The 14,628-nt window shown below is 33.9% G+C and carries 14 protein-coding genes; 12 read left to right on the top strand and 2 right to left on the bottom strand.

Annotation, left to right across the window (positions count from 1 at the left end; all coding sequences use genetic code 11):
* The first annotated feature begins 14 nt into the window (after window positions 1-14).
* The 4 genes from Y10_RS07490 to Y10_RS07475 all read left to right on the top strand — a co-directional run bounded on the left by Y10_RS07490 (window position 15) and on the right by Y10_RS07475 (window position 3,811).
* Entirely contained in the window at window positions 15-791 is a 777-nt protein-coding gene (locus tag Y10_RS07490) for a DUF4625 domain-containing protein (RefSeq protein ID WP_281764735.1), read from the top strand.
* Window positions 778-1,281, top strand: coding sequence for a DUF4625 domain-containing protein (locus Y10_RS07485; RefSeq protein WP_281764734.1), 504 nt, complete (start codon window positions 778-780; stop codon window positions 1,279-1,281). The genes Y10_RS07490 and Y10_RS07485 overlap by 14 nt, the downstream gene beginning before the upstream one ends.
* 225 nt (window positions 1,282-1,506) lie before the next feature.
* Window positions 1,507-2,544 (top strand): succinylglutamate desuccinylase/aspartoacylase family protein, encoded by a 1,038-nt coding sequence (locus tag Y10_RS07480; RefSeq protein ID WP_281764733.1) that lies wholly within the window; start codon window positions 1,507-1,509, stop codon window positions 2,542-2,544.
* Between the two features lie 226 nt (window positions 2,545-2,770).
* Window positions 2,771-3,811: a TlpA disulfide reductase family protein gene (locus Y10_RS07475; RefSeq protein WP_281764732.1), complete on the top strand. Its 1,041-nt coding sequence runs from the start codon at window positions 2,771-2,773 to the stop codon at window positions 3,809-3,811.
* A gap of 43 nt (window positions 3,812-3,854) precedes the next feature.
* Here the strand turns inward: Y10_RS07475 and Y10_RS07470 are convergent, their stop codons facing one another.
* Together Y10_RS07470 and Y10_RS07465 are read right to left on the bottom strand one after the other, a co-directional pair.
* Window positions 3,855-5,531 (bottom strand): S41 family peptidase, encoded by a 1,677-nt coding sequence (locus Y10_RS07470; RefSeq protein WP_281764731.1) that lies wholly within the window; start codon window positions 5,529-5,531, stop codon window positions 3,855-3,857.
* Between the two features lie 300 nt (window positions 5,532-5,831).
* On the bottom strand, window positions 5,832-6,179 hold the full coding sequence (locus Y10_RS07465; protein ID WP_281764730.1) for a winged helix-turn-helix transcriptional regulator: 348 nt from the start codon (window positions 6,177-6,179) through the stop codon (window positions 5,832-5,834).
* 107 nt (window positions 6,180-6,286) lie between these two features.
* On the opposite strand from Y10_RS07465, the gene Y10_RS07460 reads away from it, so the two are divergent.
* The 8 genes from Y10_RS07460 (at window position 6,287) to Y10_RS07425 (ending at window position 14,567) form a co-directional block, all read left to right on the top strand.
* Complete coding sequence (locus Y10_RS07460) at window positions 6,287-7,246, top strand: aldo/keto reductase (protein ID WP_281764729.1); 960 nt, start codon at window positions 6,287-6,289, stop codon at window positions 7,244-7,246.
* Between the two features lie 45 nt (window positions 7,247-7,291).
* The gene (locus Y10_RS07455; protein WP_281764728.1) at window positions 7,292-7,660 is read left to right on the top strand and encodes a VOC family protein; all 369 of its coding nucleotides are present in this window, start codon (window positions 7,292-7,294) and stop codon (window positions 7,658-7,660) included.
* 449 nt (window positions 7,661-8,109) lie between these two features.
* A complete protein-coding gene (locus tag Y10_RS07450; protein WP_281764727.1) occupies window positions 8,110-10,548 on the top strand; it encodes a TonB-dependent receptor in 2,439 nt (812 codons plus the stop codon).
* A gap of 118 nt (window positions 10,549-10,666) precedes the next feature.
* Complete coding sequence (locus tag Y10_RS07445) at window positions 10,667-11,440, top strand: SDR family oxidoreductase (protein ID WP_281764726.1); 774 nt, start codon at window positions 10,667-10,669, stop codon at window positions 11,438-11,440.
* Between the two features lie 11 nt (window positions 11,441-11,451).
* Entirely contained in the window at window positions 11,452-11,853 is a 402-nt protein-coding gene (locus tag Y10_RS07440; protein WP_281764725.1) for a hypothetical protein, read from the top strand.
* The gene (locus Y10_RS07435; RefSeq protein ID WP_281764724.1) at window positions 11,850-12,653 is read left to right on the top strand and encodes a helix-turn-helix domain-containing protein; all 804 of its coding nucleotides are present in this window, start codon (window positions 11,850-11,852) and stop codon (window positions 12,651-12,653) included. The genes Y10_RS07440 and Y10_RS07435 overlap by 4 nt, the downstream gene beginning before the upstream one ends.
* A 108-nt stretch (window positions 12,654-12,761) precedes the next feature.
* Entirely contained in the window at window positions 12,762-13,652 is an 891-nt protein-coding gene (locus tag Y10_RS07430) for an SDR family oxidoreductase (RefSeq protein ID WP_281764723.1), read from the top strand.
* 3 nt (window positions 13,653-13,655) lie between these two features.
* Window positions 13,656-14,567: a helix-turn-helix domain-containing protein gene (locus Y10_RS07425; RefSeq protein ID WP_281764722.1), complete on the top strand. Its 912-nt coding sequence runs from the start codon at window positions 13,656-13,658 to the stop codon at window positions 14,565-14,567.
* Window positions 14,568-14,628: the final 61 nt, after the last annotated feature.

Below are 14,628 nucleotides of genomic sequence, written 5' to 3'. Positions count from 1 at the left end.
TTTAAATACTAGTTATGAAAACAATCCTTAAGAATGTATCTGTTATTGCACTAATTGCAACAACACTTTTTTCATGTAACAATGATGATGACGGAACACCAGTAGGTGCCGCACCGGTAATAAATAATTTTGAATATGGAGAGGGAAGTACTCACTCTACAGATCCTGTTGCTTATAAGGGAGCAGATATTCATTTAGAAGCTGATATTACCGCAGAAAATATAGTTAGTAGCATTACTATTGATATCCATGCACACGACCTTACCCCAGCAGAAGGTGAAGTAGAATGGGATTATGAAAACGTTTATACAGATGCCGATTACCAAGTAATTAACCCAACTTTTCATGAGCACATAGATGTTCCTGCAAATATTCCTGCTGGAGAATACCACATGACTTTAACTGTAATTGATGAACTTGGTAATAGTACTGAAGTAGAAGGTCATATTGATATTTTAGACTATATATCTGTAAGCGACCTAAATATTGACAGCTCTGTAGCAAGAGGCTCAGACTTTCATGCGGAATTTATGATTGATGCGGTAAATGGTATTCATGGTATTGATGTAGATATTCATGCACATGATATTGTTCCTGGTGCTGGGGAAGTAGAATGGGATTATGAAAATGAATTTACAACAGGGTACCACGGTGAAACAGAAGTAGAATTTCATGAGCATATAGACGTGCCTGCAAATGCACCTGCTGGAGAATACCACATTACCTTTACTATTGAAGATGAAGATGGAAATACCCACGAATTTGAAACCCATATTGATGTTACTGAATAAACTATTTCAAAAAGCTTCATTAACTGTATGTTGTACAGCTATTCTGGTAGTGGGTAGCATCAGCTCTTGCTCAAATGATAGTAGCGAGGACAATGACCTTACGAGACCCACTATAAGTTTAGACTATAATAATGGTTTTCCACAGTCCTGTGCACAATTACAAAGAGGAGAAACCTATACTTTTAAAGCTATGGTTTCAGATAATGATGAATTGGCTTCCTATAGTTTAGACATTCACAACAACTTTGACCATCATACACATGATGATCAGGGCGTGCAATGTGATTTAGATGCTGTTAAATCGGCTGTAAATCCGTTCATATATATGGAAAACTTTACCATTGAAAGCGGACTTTCATCTTATGAAATTGAAATTACGCTTACCATACCAGAAGCTATAGATACGGGCGATTATCATTGCGCGTATTCTGTTACCGACATTACAGGGTGGCAAAGTAGAACTTCGGTAGATATTAAGATTATTGAGTAATACCCTACTCAATACATCTTATAACAACAAATATTATTGGTCTGTTTTAATATTTCATGTTTTATTAAGAGCAGCTACTCAATAAGAGTAGCTGCTTTTTTCAGTAAGCTCAAAAACAACTTCCATGACAGATACACTAACTATAAAAGCAGTTGTCTTAGAGGTAAGTCAACAAAACACTTAATTTACAGTATCGAGTAAATATCTCATAAAAAATAAAAGAAAATGAAAATATATAGCACAGTTTGCTTCTTTTTAATTTGCAACATTTTAACAGCGCAAGGCTTTATAGCAAACCATTTAGCCAATGCTAAACCAAGCAAATTAGATACCATAATAAAATTACACACCTACCAAGGTACATCTGTAGACTTTCCATTAACTATAATTAAAGGAGCAAAAACAGGACCTACATTTACCCTTATAGCTGGTATTCACGGAATGGAATACCCTCCTATTTTAGCGGCTTCTAATCTTCGCAATAGCATAAAACCAAACAGCTTAAAAGGAAACGTAATTATAGTACCATTAGCTAACATAAATGCATTTTATAAACGAACTCCATTCACTAACCCAATAGATAACAAAAACCTAAATAGAGTATTTCCAGGAAACAAAAATGGTAGCATAACACAGGTTATTGCTCATTTTATAACACAGGAATTGTTTGCCATATCCACTGTTGTTTTAGATATTCATGCCGGCGATGTTAATGAAGATTTATTACCATTTATATGTTACTACAACAACACTTCTTATAAAGAACAAACTAAACTTGCTGCTACATTGTGTGATAGTAGTGGCTTTACAAATATAGTTTCATACCCTTATACCTTAGGCGCCAATGAACCTGCTGAATATGCATTCAAACAAGCGGTTCAGCAAGGTATTACCGGTATAAGCATAGAAATGGGTAAACTAGGATTAGTAAGCCCAACAGAAGTAAATACTATTGAAAAAAGCGTATTAAACATACTAGCAAAGCTACAAATGTACAAACAACCAGAATCCCATAACTTTATAAAAAGAAACTATTTTACGAACCAAAAATACATATATGCATCAGCACAAGGAATACTAAATAGCAGTTACCGAGCTGGCGATGTGGTTAAAAAAGGAACCATCATAGGCACTATTAAAGATATTTTTGGAAATGAGCTTAGCCAAATGATAGCACCAGAAACAGGAACTATACTTTATAAAATTGGAACACCACCCGTTAATAAAGATGAAACTGTTTTTTGCATAGGCATTCAAAAATAAATTCAAAATTAACCGTTGGCTTAAAACCCTTTACTTCAAATATTGTTTTAGAGGCAGGTATCAACTCTAATAAAAACTTTGATTTACTACAGCAAATAAACCTCCATTTTACGGATGTTGAAGTTTGGGTATTGTAACTAAAGCACTAAGCCTTTAAACAGATATATTATCTTACGACACTGTTAAATATTTTACTTACATTGTAGAAACTTATAAGCTGGTAGAAATGAAAAAAATATTTGCTATAATTTTTGCAGGCATGTTGTGTGCTTGTAATCAAAATACTAAAAAAGAAGAGGTTACCAACAACCAATTTGAAATTACTGGGACTTTAGCTACTCCATTTGAAGGTTATATTTACCTAACCTATGCAGATACAGTTGATAGTGTTTTGGTTAAAGAGAATACATTTCACTTTACAGGGAAAGTACCCTATACTAAGGACGGACATTTAAGTTTAAAATCTGGGAGTGAGCAGGCGTTCTTCTACGTAGAAAATAGCCACTTAACCCTTACCACTGATTATGATCACAAAGACTATAAAGAGGGTTCATACCCGTTTATAACAATTACCAATATAGAAGGTTCTAAATCTTATACTATAGAGCAAGACTTTTATGCCTTTTACAAAAAACATGAAAGCAACCAAAACTTTCCTGATTTACTTTACAAAAAACTAGATACCCTAACAACGACACATCCCACACACCCATTTTCTGGTGCTATTTTGGCAAGTTGCTCTTTTTTAAATCCGGTGCTAACTAAGCAACAATTACTAAAACTTTATGCTAAACTAGATACTACCAAACAAAGTAATAACGATTTATATGTATTTAAAAGAGGCATTGCTAACTTAGATAAATTCTCTAGAGGAAAATCTTTTTTAGAATTTGCTTTACCCAATACCCAAAACGATACTATTGCCATAACCTATAATCATGGTAAAATAACACTGGTAGACTTTTGGGCGTCTTACTGTGTGCCTTGCAGAAAAGCTAACCCTAAATATGTAGCTCTTAAAGAACGCGTACAAAACCCGAATTTTGACATTGTAAGTATCTCTATAGATGAAGACACAAAACTTTGGAAAGAAGCCATTAAAAAAGACAAATTAACTTGGACCAATTTACTTGACTCCCAAAAAACCATATATAATCAACTAGGCGCTATAGGCATTCCTTATACCTACGTTTTAGATGAAAACGGAACCATCTTATCTATTAACCCTTCTATTGATGAAATTGAAAAATTGGTGAGTACATTTTGATATGCTAGATTACGATAGTATAATACTGAAATAGTTGAACTATTTATTGGTTTATAACCTCCTTAGCTACTTCTAAATACTGATCGGGTGAGTAGTTTCTAGCCTTCACATCTACCACAACATCTACTTTAACTCCATGTTGTTGAACACTTTTATTTGAAACAGGATATAACGCTTTAAATGAAGTAAAATTAAAACTAGATCCATCAGGAAGCACTAAAGTGGTTATATTCATAGGTGAACCTGCTGTTTGATTACCTACTGTAATACAATTATTAGCTTGTTGCAAAGCTAATGCTAAATACTCACCTCTACTTTGGGTATTTCTATTTATTAACAGAACAATTTTACCCGACACTAACTGTGAATTAGATTTTTTTCCAACAACGAAGGGAGATACTACCAAACTAGCTATACCACCTCCACTAACAAAATCTGACTCTAAAGGATTGTTCTTCACTGGACCAATTACTTTCACAAACTCTCTTTCTTCTGTAATTAGATAATTACAAAGTTTATTTGTATTCAAATGAAGGTTGTTGTTCCTCCTTAAGTCTAAGATTAAATTTCCAATACCTAATTTTTTCTGTGCTTTAAAAAAAGAATCACATCCTTTACTTGATAATTTAGACAAATCAACATAAAAATCATTCACTCCCAATTTTTCTATAGTAGCATGTTTACCTTCTATTGTATAAGAATCATTATAACTTATATCCTCTAATAAATTTATTTCCTGTACTACCACTAAACCATTTCTAACAATAGTTACACTAACCTTATTAGTTTCTTGACATAACAAATAATAAGAAAACCGAGTTAAAAAATTGAAATTGGATGCAGAAATAAGATGAGCTAATCTTTTTTGCAAACCATCCTTAATAGACTCCCCGTTTATTTTGGTTATAATATCACCAATTTTAACGTTATTATTAATACAACTAGCTTTGTCATAGATATAATTCACTACTAAGGAATCATTTACGTATACAACTCCAAAACTAGGTTTAAATTTAAAATCCTTGTCAAACACTTGTTTTGAAAAATAACTGGAATGAGAATCATTTAATTCAGCTATCAATCTGCTTTTAACTAGTTCAAATTCATAACTCGTATTAGCCATTAAAAAATCTAAGATATAAGTATCTAAAATACTTAACCAATCATGCTTAACAAACTCCTTATTTACATCCCAGTACTGAATGGCATTCCAAAACTTAAAAAACAATAGCAGACGATGTGAAGCTTCTGTTACATCAAAATTCTTAAATGGTTCTTCATTAGAAAAACTAAGATAGTTTAGGTTATCAATTTTAGCATAATAATCATTCTTTCGCTTACTTTGACTAATTCTATAAATAGTATTCTTTAAATTACTATTAGTAAAATAAGAACTCATCCATTGATAATTAGAGTTTATCACATCCTCTCCATCTGGTATATTTTTATTATCAAATTGATTAACAAAATTTAATAGTACAGTTTCTGCATCAGTATCATTATCAGCTCCCTTTAGGGTGGCAAACAATCTAACAAATTCATCATCCCAATTATATTTCCCAGAACTAATAGTAGGATGATTGTATTTTAGAAACCCCCAGATTAGGCCAGCTTTTTTATAGGTAAGTATATTGCTATCAGATATTGCATTTAGCGACAATGTTTTACTTGAAAGCGGTAAAACCAACAACAAGAATATAAAGGAAAAAGTGTACTTCATGTTTTAATAAATTAAATAGCCAAACCAATAGCATCTTTGAAATAACCAAAGTATTCCAAAACATGAATAGTAAATGTAAGAAGATATTATTTCAAATAAAAAAGCACCTAACTATAAAAATTAGATGCTTTTCTGTGAACGATATGGTACAAAACTCCAACCAATTAATCGAAGATTTAAAGCTTTTGGCTGATATACTGGCTGCTTAAAAAAAATCAAATCACTTATTTACCAATGGTTAAATAGATCGTTTTGGGGTAATTGCATCTTTATTGCCCCAATAGCAGACATCGGCATTTTTTATTCCAATATTAATTTTTCCAATTTTTCTCTATTTTCTTCTCCCCATTTTGCTGTTGACCTAATGATTGGAATTAATGATTCTCCCAATTCAGTCAAACTATATTCAACTTTAGGAGGTTTTACATCATAAGATTTATTTGAAAGGATACCGTGATTAACTAATTGTTTTAACTGTCCCTCCAGTACCCGCCTTGTAGCATTTGGTATTTTTCTTCGTAATTCACCTGGTCTTTTTATTTCATTATACACACACCAAACTAAATTTATCTTCCATTTACCGTTCATTACTTCCATAAATAAATGAAGGCCGCAATCTATGGTTACAGGTGTTTTTCTTTCGTACATATCAAATCAATTAACAATCAAATATAACAATTATAATACGGACAAATTTATCCGTACTTGACCCTCGTGTTTAAGGATTGTAATTTTGTGACAATAAAACAATCACTATGAAGTATAAATTATTTGGCTCTAATACAGGCTTATATGCAAGCGAAGTTATATTAGAGGCTGCGAACTTTGGAACCAGAAAAGGGTACGGTGCTACACCAAAGGAATCTAAAAAAATACTTTCTGCTTATGCAGATGCAGGAGGAAATTTTATTGATATATCTGATTTGTATCAATTTGGGGAAGCGGAAGAAATAGTTGGTGACTTTCTGAAAAACCAACGAAATAATTTTATTATCTGTATAAAGTATACAAAAAGTAGTGAAATTAATCCTGCCAAAAGCAATTATGGAAATCACCGTAAATCGATGAAACAGGCTGTGGAAGCAAGTTTAAAGCGATTAAAAACCAATTATATTGATATTTATATGCCTCATTTTGATGATGGCGCAACTCCTATGGAAGAAATTATAAGGGGTTTAGAAGATTTGGTAAAAGAAGGGAAAGTTCTATATACCGGTTTAACTAATTTTCCTGCTTGGAAAGTTGCATCCATTGCAAGCCTGACAAATGTAACCGCATTGCAAATAGAATACAATTTATTGCAGCGAACGGCAGACCGAGAGTTTCTTCCTATGGCAGAAGAATTTGGTTTGGGAACGATGACTTATTCTCCATTAGCTGGTGGACTGTTAACCGGAAAATACAGAAATGGAGCGTCCGGGCGTTTAAATTTAGGAAGTGATTCTGAATATACAGAAGATGACAGAACAAAAACAATCATTGATGAACTTGTTGTTATAGCAAAAGAAATAAATGCTACTGCCGGACAAGTTGCGTTTGCCTGGGTATTATCAAAAAACGTCTTTCCTTTAATGGGTGCCCGTAAACTTTCTCATTTTGAAGATTCTTTTCATACGACAACCCTTCAATTAACCAAAGAGCAGATTACTAGATTAGATAATTTAAGCAATATATCATTAGGTTATCCTCACGATTTATTAGCTGGTGTGCAATAATCACACTATAATGATTCTCCCCAATAAGTTTATTTAATGCATAAAATGATACCTGAAGCTATTAAAGTAAATATGACCATCCACCATATTGTTTTTACGATTTTAGATGTAGCCGAAACAGAAAAGTTTTACACCAAAATATTTGGTCAAGCGCTTTATACCAATTCAAATACAGCAATATATCAAGTAGGGCAAACGATGTTGATTTTTATAGAAAAAGAAAAAATATCGCATTCTAAATTTGACTCTTCAACTATTGGTCTTGACCCCATTGCATTTGGACTTAAAAATCTATCGGAATTGGAAGGAATAGAAAAAATCTTAAAAGAAAAAGGAATAAAAAATAGTGGTATTCATATCGATGATTCAAGTAAAAAAGGAAAAAATCTGGCTCAACGATCCAAGCAATATTAGAATTGAATTTTACTTATAAAGTTTCATTATTTTCTTTTTCGATTGAGGAATTCTTGACAGTCGAAGCCGTGTTCATTTAGTCCATTAATAATTTGATCGTATAAACTTCCCCTAACTAGAACTGCTTATTTAGCAAAATATTTATTGAAGTGAGAGGTGTTATCTCTTAATAAACATATGCATTATCACTAAATTCATGATCCCGTTGTGAGCCATATTGCCAACTTTAAATTCCTTTAAAATAAATGAATATGTAGTTGTTAAAAAATATCTTAACTATAAGAGCTCTGCCTTAAAATACAAAATATGATGTAATTGTATAATTATGTTTCTTCCTCAGGTTTCAGTAATAGTAGTTATGCTGAACTTTTGAGATAAATAAACTTGACCTTTACAGGTAAATAGCATGTAATTTCTTTTTGCAGTTTTGCTTTATAAAATTTTGGTGCATGGAAAAAAAGGGAAAAGTTTTAATTACAGCAAAAAATTGTACTACAAGATATTACAATTTTAAAAAACTAATAGCAACAGCCTTGTGTGGTATGTTAAGTTTTTTGGGAGTGGCGCAAACAGTCGGTAGCTGTAAAATTAAGGTTGTTGATGAGACTACCAAACAACCGCTCCTAGGAGTAAATATACATCTTGAAAATACTACTCTAGGAACGGTCTCCGATACTTTGGGTTATGGTGTAATAAATAATATTCCTGCTGGAATGTATACCATAAGCCTCTCGTACTTAGGTTTTCAAACTAAGAAAATAAATGATGTGTTGATCTCAGTAAATAAAACATATTATGCAGAAATAGAACTGCTAGAGGAAACATCTTCTTTAAATGAGGTGACAATTCGTGCATATAGAAATGAAAATAATCCTGCCACTCCAGTATCCTCTTTTTCTTATGCAAGAGAAGAAATTTATCGAAGTCCTGGTGCACAGGGCGATATTATGCGTGCACTCGCTACTTTACCGGGAGTAGTAAGTAGTGGTTCTCAGTTTTCAGCTATTGCTGCAAGAGGACAAGGTACACGAGATAATGTTTATATGGTTGATGATATCCCAATGCTGGAACTTTCTCATCTGGAAGCGGAAGGTTTTAATTCTGGTTTTAATGATCCTAATGGGGGAAGGTTCAGTATTTTTGCACCAAGAGTGATAGATAATGTACAGTTTCAAAACGGAGGATTTAGTGCTTTATACGGAAGAAGATCTTCTTCATATTTAGGGTTGAATATAAAGGAAGGGAATAGAGAGAGTTGGTCTTTTAGTGGTCAATTTGATTTGTTAGGAGCTACCGTAATTGCAGATGGTCCTGTTTCTTCTAAAACTAGTATGTTTGCTTCCGGAAGATATCAAAATTTCGGACTCCTTATTAATCTATTAGGAGAACAAAAGGCTTCTATTTCATACGGAGATTATATTGTAAAAACAACTACTCAATTGAATCCTAAAAATAAACTCTCCTTAGTCGCCATGTATAATCCGGAGCGTCCTGTGAGAACTATTGATGACGTTGAAATAGGAACTAATATTAACGATGATAATAGTGGAGGTACTACTTTATACGATCATCGTGGTAATAAGTTGCTCTTGGGGATTAATTTAAGAACCTTACTTAATTCTGATAGCTATTTAAAAAATGTACTGTACTATAGGTCTTCTAAAGTAGATAATCACTTTGGTCGGTTTACTCCGGCTTTAGATGACCATGGGGTTATTATTAATGTGAATGCTGGGAGATATGATAAAGATTTGAGATCAATTAAAAATGATCAGAATGAAATAGGATATCGGGCAATCTATACCAAACGTTTTAATAGGTTGTCTCTAACAGCCGGTATAGATGCTTCAACAATTCATCTTGATTATAAAAGAAATTTAAAGAGTATCGATACGTTGTATACTTTCCGTTCTGGTGAGTTAGAGAATCCATCTCAGTATTTTCAAGTATTAAATCCAATAAATTACAATGCTCATTTTAACAAAACCGGGTTTAATAGTTCAGGTTATATTACACTGTCTTGGAATACTTTTAAATTACTAACACTAAATCCTGGAATTCGATATGATTATACTGGTTTTACAAACCAACATAGCATTTCTCCAAGATTAAGCGGGAGTATCCAACTAAGTCAAAAAAACAGTATAAATTTTGCTACAGGTGTATATTATCAAGATGTGGCTTATGCGAATCTCGCAGGACAATCCTTAAATGGAAAATTGAAAAATGAGAAGTCTATACAATCCATTTTAGGATATAAATTACAGTTATCAAACGATTTAAAATTGGTAATAGAGGGTTGGTATAAGCATTTTAATGATTTGGTCGTACAACCCAATCAATTTCAAAGTTATTTCACAAACAACGGAGGTGGTTATGCTTATGGATCAGATATTAGTATGACCAAAAGACTCTCTAAAAATTATTATGGTCAGATAAGTTATTCCTACATGCAAAGTAAACGTAATGATCATTATGGGTTGGGGAGGTATGACGATAATTTTAATATTCCACATACTATTAGCCTTATGGGAAGTTATAAACCTAATGATAAATGGATTTTTTCAGGAAAGTTTCGCTATAGTACAGGTAGACCAACAGATCAATACGTAGTACATTCCAATGTACTTAATGATTCTGATGAATTAAGATTTGCACAAGAAATAACAAGTATAAATGGAGAGCGCTTTCCTAATTTTGTAAGTATAGATCTTAGAGCTGATTATAATATGCTCACCAATTGGGGGATCCTTTCTGCCTTTGTAGATATAGTCAATGTGGCTGATAGATTTAATATAAACACAGAGGTTTTTTTACCTAATACTGGTAAAGTATACAATATAGGTTTTGGTATTTTCCCAACTTTTGGAGTAAGGATAGAATTGTAATTAAAAATGAAGAAAACTTTTGAGTATGATAGTTATAGTTGTTGCCATAATAGCCACGGCACTTAAAAAATATTGGGGTATTATTATAAAATTAGTTGTCCCGAATAAAAAATAAAAAATGAATATAAAAGAGAGTACTATTTTAATCACTGGTGGAAGCAATGGCATCGGGTTAGAGTTTGCCAAACAGTTTTTGAAGCAGGGTGCCAAAGTAATGGTGACCGGAAGAGATCAGAATAAATTGGATCGCACCAAGGAACAATTCCCCGAAATTGTCACTTTTCAAAGTGATATCAATAAGCCCAAAGATATAGAAGCACTTTACAAAAAAGTAACGGAGCAATTTCCTGAATTGAATATCATTGTCAATAATGCAGGAGTTATGCGGAGTGTAGCATTACTTGATCCATCCACCGATTTAGAGAATATCACCGATGAAATTGAAACCAACTTCTCAGGAACTGTGCGTATGATTCAACAATTTCTACCACATCTGATAACAAAGAAATCTTCCGCTATTGTGAATATAACTTCCGGTTTAGGTTTTATTCCTTTTACCACCTCCCCCATCTATTGCGGTACTAAAGCAGGCGTTCACATTTACTCTCAGGGACTACGGCTTCAACTTAAAAACACCTCGGTAAAGGTATTTGAGGTTGCTCCCCCTAAAACGGACAAGCCTTTGCAAACGGCTATTCCCGAAACCAGTAAAAGGGGAATGATGAAAATGAGCGATATGGTTCGGGTTTCCATCAAGGGAATTTTAAAAGATCAGTATGAAATCAGGCCCGGATTATCAAATCTAATGAAGTGGATGAGCAGGATTGCACCAAACTTCTTTACTAAGTTAATTAATAAAAATATTGAAAAAGCAAAAACAAAAGCCCTTTAAAAATTTGAATAATGACTTTGAGACAAACATTTCAGAAAATTTTCATTGGTATAATTACTCTATTAATAACCTCTTGCACCATGAATAAAAGGATTTACATTAGCAATAAAACTGAGCAGACTATTACATTAAAGATTAACAGTACCTTCAAGATTAAAGAAGGAACCATGCAGGGTGCATTTCTCGATTCGCTCAACGGAAAACGCATCGAACCAGGGTATATTACCATTACTTTTGGTACAGGTAGGTGGAATAAAAACGATGAAGAAAACTTAAAAATGGTTTTAGAAAATATGCAAGTGAAGAAGGATGGAAGCGCTGAGATTTTTAGCTTGCCTCAAAACATGCCAATTGGTCGTGGAATTTTAATTCCTGAACTTATCGTAAAAATAAATGAACTGAATAAACTATGAAGGACACCTCACACATGCACCATGTAGGCAAAGAGATTTCCCCACAGCAATTTATTGCGGAGCATACCTTTGTTTACATTATCAAAGGATTGATGCACACGTATGATGGAAGTAGACATGATGTGCTAAAGTCCGGCGATGCACTCATTGCCCGAAAGAACAGGTTGGCGCGCTACAATAAGGAAAAAGTAGATGGTGAACTGGAAAAAGTTTTTGTGTTCTTTGACGAAGCCTTTCTGAAGCGCTTTCAGGAAAAATATAAACCTGAGATAAGCGAATACAACTCAACAGAAACCCTCAATCGCATTGCTAAAAATGATTTGCTGCCAGCCTTTATTCAATCCTTACTCCCTCACTATCATCGCCTGATCATCGCAGAACCTTTTACTGATTTAAAGCGAGAGGAATTGTTATTGATTTTATTACAATCACAACCTCAATTGTCAGGATTGCTCTTTGATTATGGAATTCCCGAAAAAATCAACATTGAGGAATTTATGAACCGAAATTTCAAATTCAATGTAAGTGTTGAGCGTTTTGCTTACCTGACAGGAAGGAGCTTATCAGCATTTAAACGTGACTTCAAAGAAACATTTAACGACACACCCAGCCGCTGGTTGGTAAAAAAAAGACTTCAGGAAGCACATTTCCTGATTGAAAAAAAACATCAAAAACCCTCTGATATTTATCTGGAACTGGGGTTTGAAACCTTACAACATTTTTCATTTGCTTTTAAAAAACTATTTGATACGACGCCCACCGAACTGGCGAAAAAAAACAAAAAGAACGGTTCCCAATAATATATTGCTGTAACAATTTTTGGATACAATAACATAGGTTTTGGATACAATGAAACGCTTTATTTTATTGAATTTTGAATCTAAGAACTTTACTAAAAATTATTTAAAATGAAAATATTTGTAACCGGAGCTAGCGGATTTGTTGGTTCAGCAGTCGTAAAAGACCTTTTAGAAAATGGGTATGAAGTATTGGGATTGGCCCGCTCTGAGTCTTCTGCAAAAAAAATCCTGGAAATGGGAGCTGAAGTACATCTGGGCGACATTACGGATGTAGCAAGTTTAGAAGCGGCAGTAGAAAACTCAGATGGAGTCATTCACACTGCTTTTAATCATGACTTTACACGTTTTCAGAAATCATGTGAAGAGGAACGTGCAGCCGTTTTGGCAATGGGCAACGTTTTAAAAGGCAGTAACCGGCCGTTAGTAATCACTGGAGCAGCCGGGGCTATAGCTACCGGAAACTTGGTAAACGAAAATGACAGGGGTAAAAACAAGCAAATTCCACGTTATGTTTCGGAACAAGTAGCGGATGAGCTTACTGCACAAAACCTTAATATTTCTGTAGTCCGTTTACCTCCATCGGTTCATGGCTACGGAGATACACATGGATTTGTTCCTACCCTAGTAAACCTAGCAAAATCTAAAGGTAAATTGGCTTACATAGAAGACGGTATGAATGCCTGGGCGGCCGTAAATCGACTAGATGCAGCCCCCGTTTACCGATTAGCCATGCAAAAAAAGGATGCTCCCGGAACAAGATATCATGCTGTTGCAGAATCTCAAATCTTTTTAAAAGACCTCACAGGTCTTCTAAGTAAAAAAATGAACCTTCCTTTAGTTTCCCTAACGAAAGAAGAAGCTACTGATTATTTTGGGGGCTTTTTCCATTTCGCCTCCCTTAATATTCCTATTGACAGCAAACAAACACAAAAAAGTCTGGGCTGGCAACCAATTCACCCTACTCTTTTTAAGGACATTGAGAATAATGTGTATTTTTAAAGTATGAATACTCCAAAAAACATCAAAACCATATCAGAATATCATCGGCTGCGTGGCTTGCCAGCTCCCAAACACCCTATGATTAGTTTAATCAGGTTTAATGAGCAATTTCAAGGGGCCGAAGCCGGCGACCACCGCTATTTATTCGGCTATTTCATGATTGCCCTGAAACGCGATATGAATTCAAAGTTCCGATACGGACAAAAGGAGTATGATTTTGATGAGGGAATACTATTTTTTGTAGCCCCGAATCAGGTATTCGGGCTTCACATTGAAGAAAATAATCATACCCCTTCCGGATGGATGTTACTTGTTCATCCGGATTTTCTATGGAGTACTCCTTTAGCAACAAAAATCAATCAGTATGATTTTTGGAATTATACCACCAACGAAGCCTTGTTTTTATCTGAAGACGAGGAACAGGAATTGGAGCAAATCGTAAAAACCATAGAAAAAGAATACAATGAACGAATTGACCCTTTTAGCCAAAATATTATTGTTTCGCAGTTAGAAACTTTGCTGAATTACTCGGAACGTTTCTATAACCGCATGTTCATTACCCGTAAAAAAGGGAATCATCACCTTTTTGAACAAATGGAGATACTGCTCGCTGATTATTTTTCGTCCGATAGCTTAATTAGGAAGGGGTTACCTAGTGTACAATTTGTAGCAGACAGCTTACATGTGTCACCAGGATATTTGAGCAACCTGCTAAAATCACTGACCGGACAAACCACCCAACAAATCATTCATAAAAAACTCATTGAAAAAGCTAAAGAAAAACTTTCTACAACCGATTTAACAGTTACTGAGGTTGCTTATGAATTAGGGTTTGAACATTCTCAGGCCTTCAGTAAATTGTTTAAATCAAAAACCAAATTAACCCCATTAGAGTTTAGGAATTCTTTTAACTGATTGTAAAAACCTATCTCCAAAAGTAATATGCATACTAAATCTTAGTGATGACCGATATAAG

Source organism: Neptunitalea lumnitzerae, assembly GCF_027924185.1.
Lineage (GTDB): Bacteria > Bacteroidota > Bacteroidia > Flavobacteriales > Flavobacteriaceae > Neptunitalea > Neptunitalea lumnitzerae.
Note: the sequence above shows the minus strand (reverse complement) of the source record. Positions and strands in the feature narration are given on the sequence as shown.

Coding starts and splice junctions, on each gene's coding strand:
- Y10_RS07490 (WP_281764735.1), top strand. CDS start 15: ATGAAAACAATCCTTAAGAATGTATCTGTTATTGCACTAATTGCAACA.
- Y10_RS07485 (WP_281764734.1), top strand. CDS start 778: ATGTTACTGAATAAACTATTTCAAAAAGCTTCATTAACTGTATGTTGT.
- Y10_RS07480 (WP_281764733.1), top strand. CDS start 1,507: ATGAAAATATATAGCACAGTTTGCTTCTTTTTAATTTGCAACATTTTA.
- Y10_RS07475 (WP_281764732.1), top strand. CDS start 2,771: ATGAAAAAAATATTTGCTATAATTTTTGCAGGCATGTTGTGTGCTTGT.
- Y10_RS07470 (WP_281764731.1), bottom strand. CDS start 5,531: ATGAAGTACACTTTTTCCTTTATATTCTTGTTGTTGGTTTTACCGCTT.
- Y10_RS07465 (WP_281764730.1), bottom strand. CDS start 6,179: ATGTACGAAAGAAAAACACCTGTAACCATAGATTGCGGCCTTCATTTA.
- Y10_RS07460 (WP_281764729.1), top strand. CDS start 6,287: ATGAAGTATAAATTATTTGGCTCTAATACAGGCTTATATGCAAGCGAA.
- Y10_RS07455 (WP_281764728.1), top strand. CDS start 7,292: ATGATACCTGAAGCTATTAAAGTAAATATGACCATCCACCATATTGTT.
- Y10_RS07450 (WP_281764727.1), top strand. CDS start 8,110: ATGGAAAAAAAGGGAAAAGTTTTAATTACAGCAAAAAATTGTACTACA.
- Y10_RS07445 (WP_281764726.1), top strand. CDS start 10,667: ATGAATATAAAAGAGAGTACTATTTTAATCACTGGTGGAAGCAATGGC.
- Y10_RS07440 (WP_281764725.1), top strand. CDS start 11,452: ATGACTTTGAGACAAACATTTCAGAAAATTTTCATTGGTATAATTACT.
- Y10_RS07435 (WP_281764724.1), top strand. CDS start 11,850: ATGAAGGACACCTCACACATGCACCATGTAGGCAAAGAGATTTCCCCA.
- Y10_RS07430 (WP_281764723.1), top strand. CDS start 12,762: ATGAAAATATTTGTAACCGGAGCTAGCGGATTTGTTGGTTCAGCAGTC.
- Y10_RS07425 (WP_281764722.1), top strand. CDS start 13,656: ATGAATACTCCAAAAAACATCAAAACCATATCAGAATATCATCGGCTG.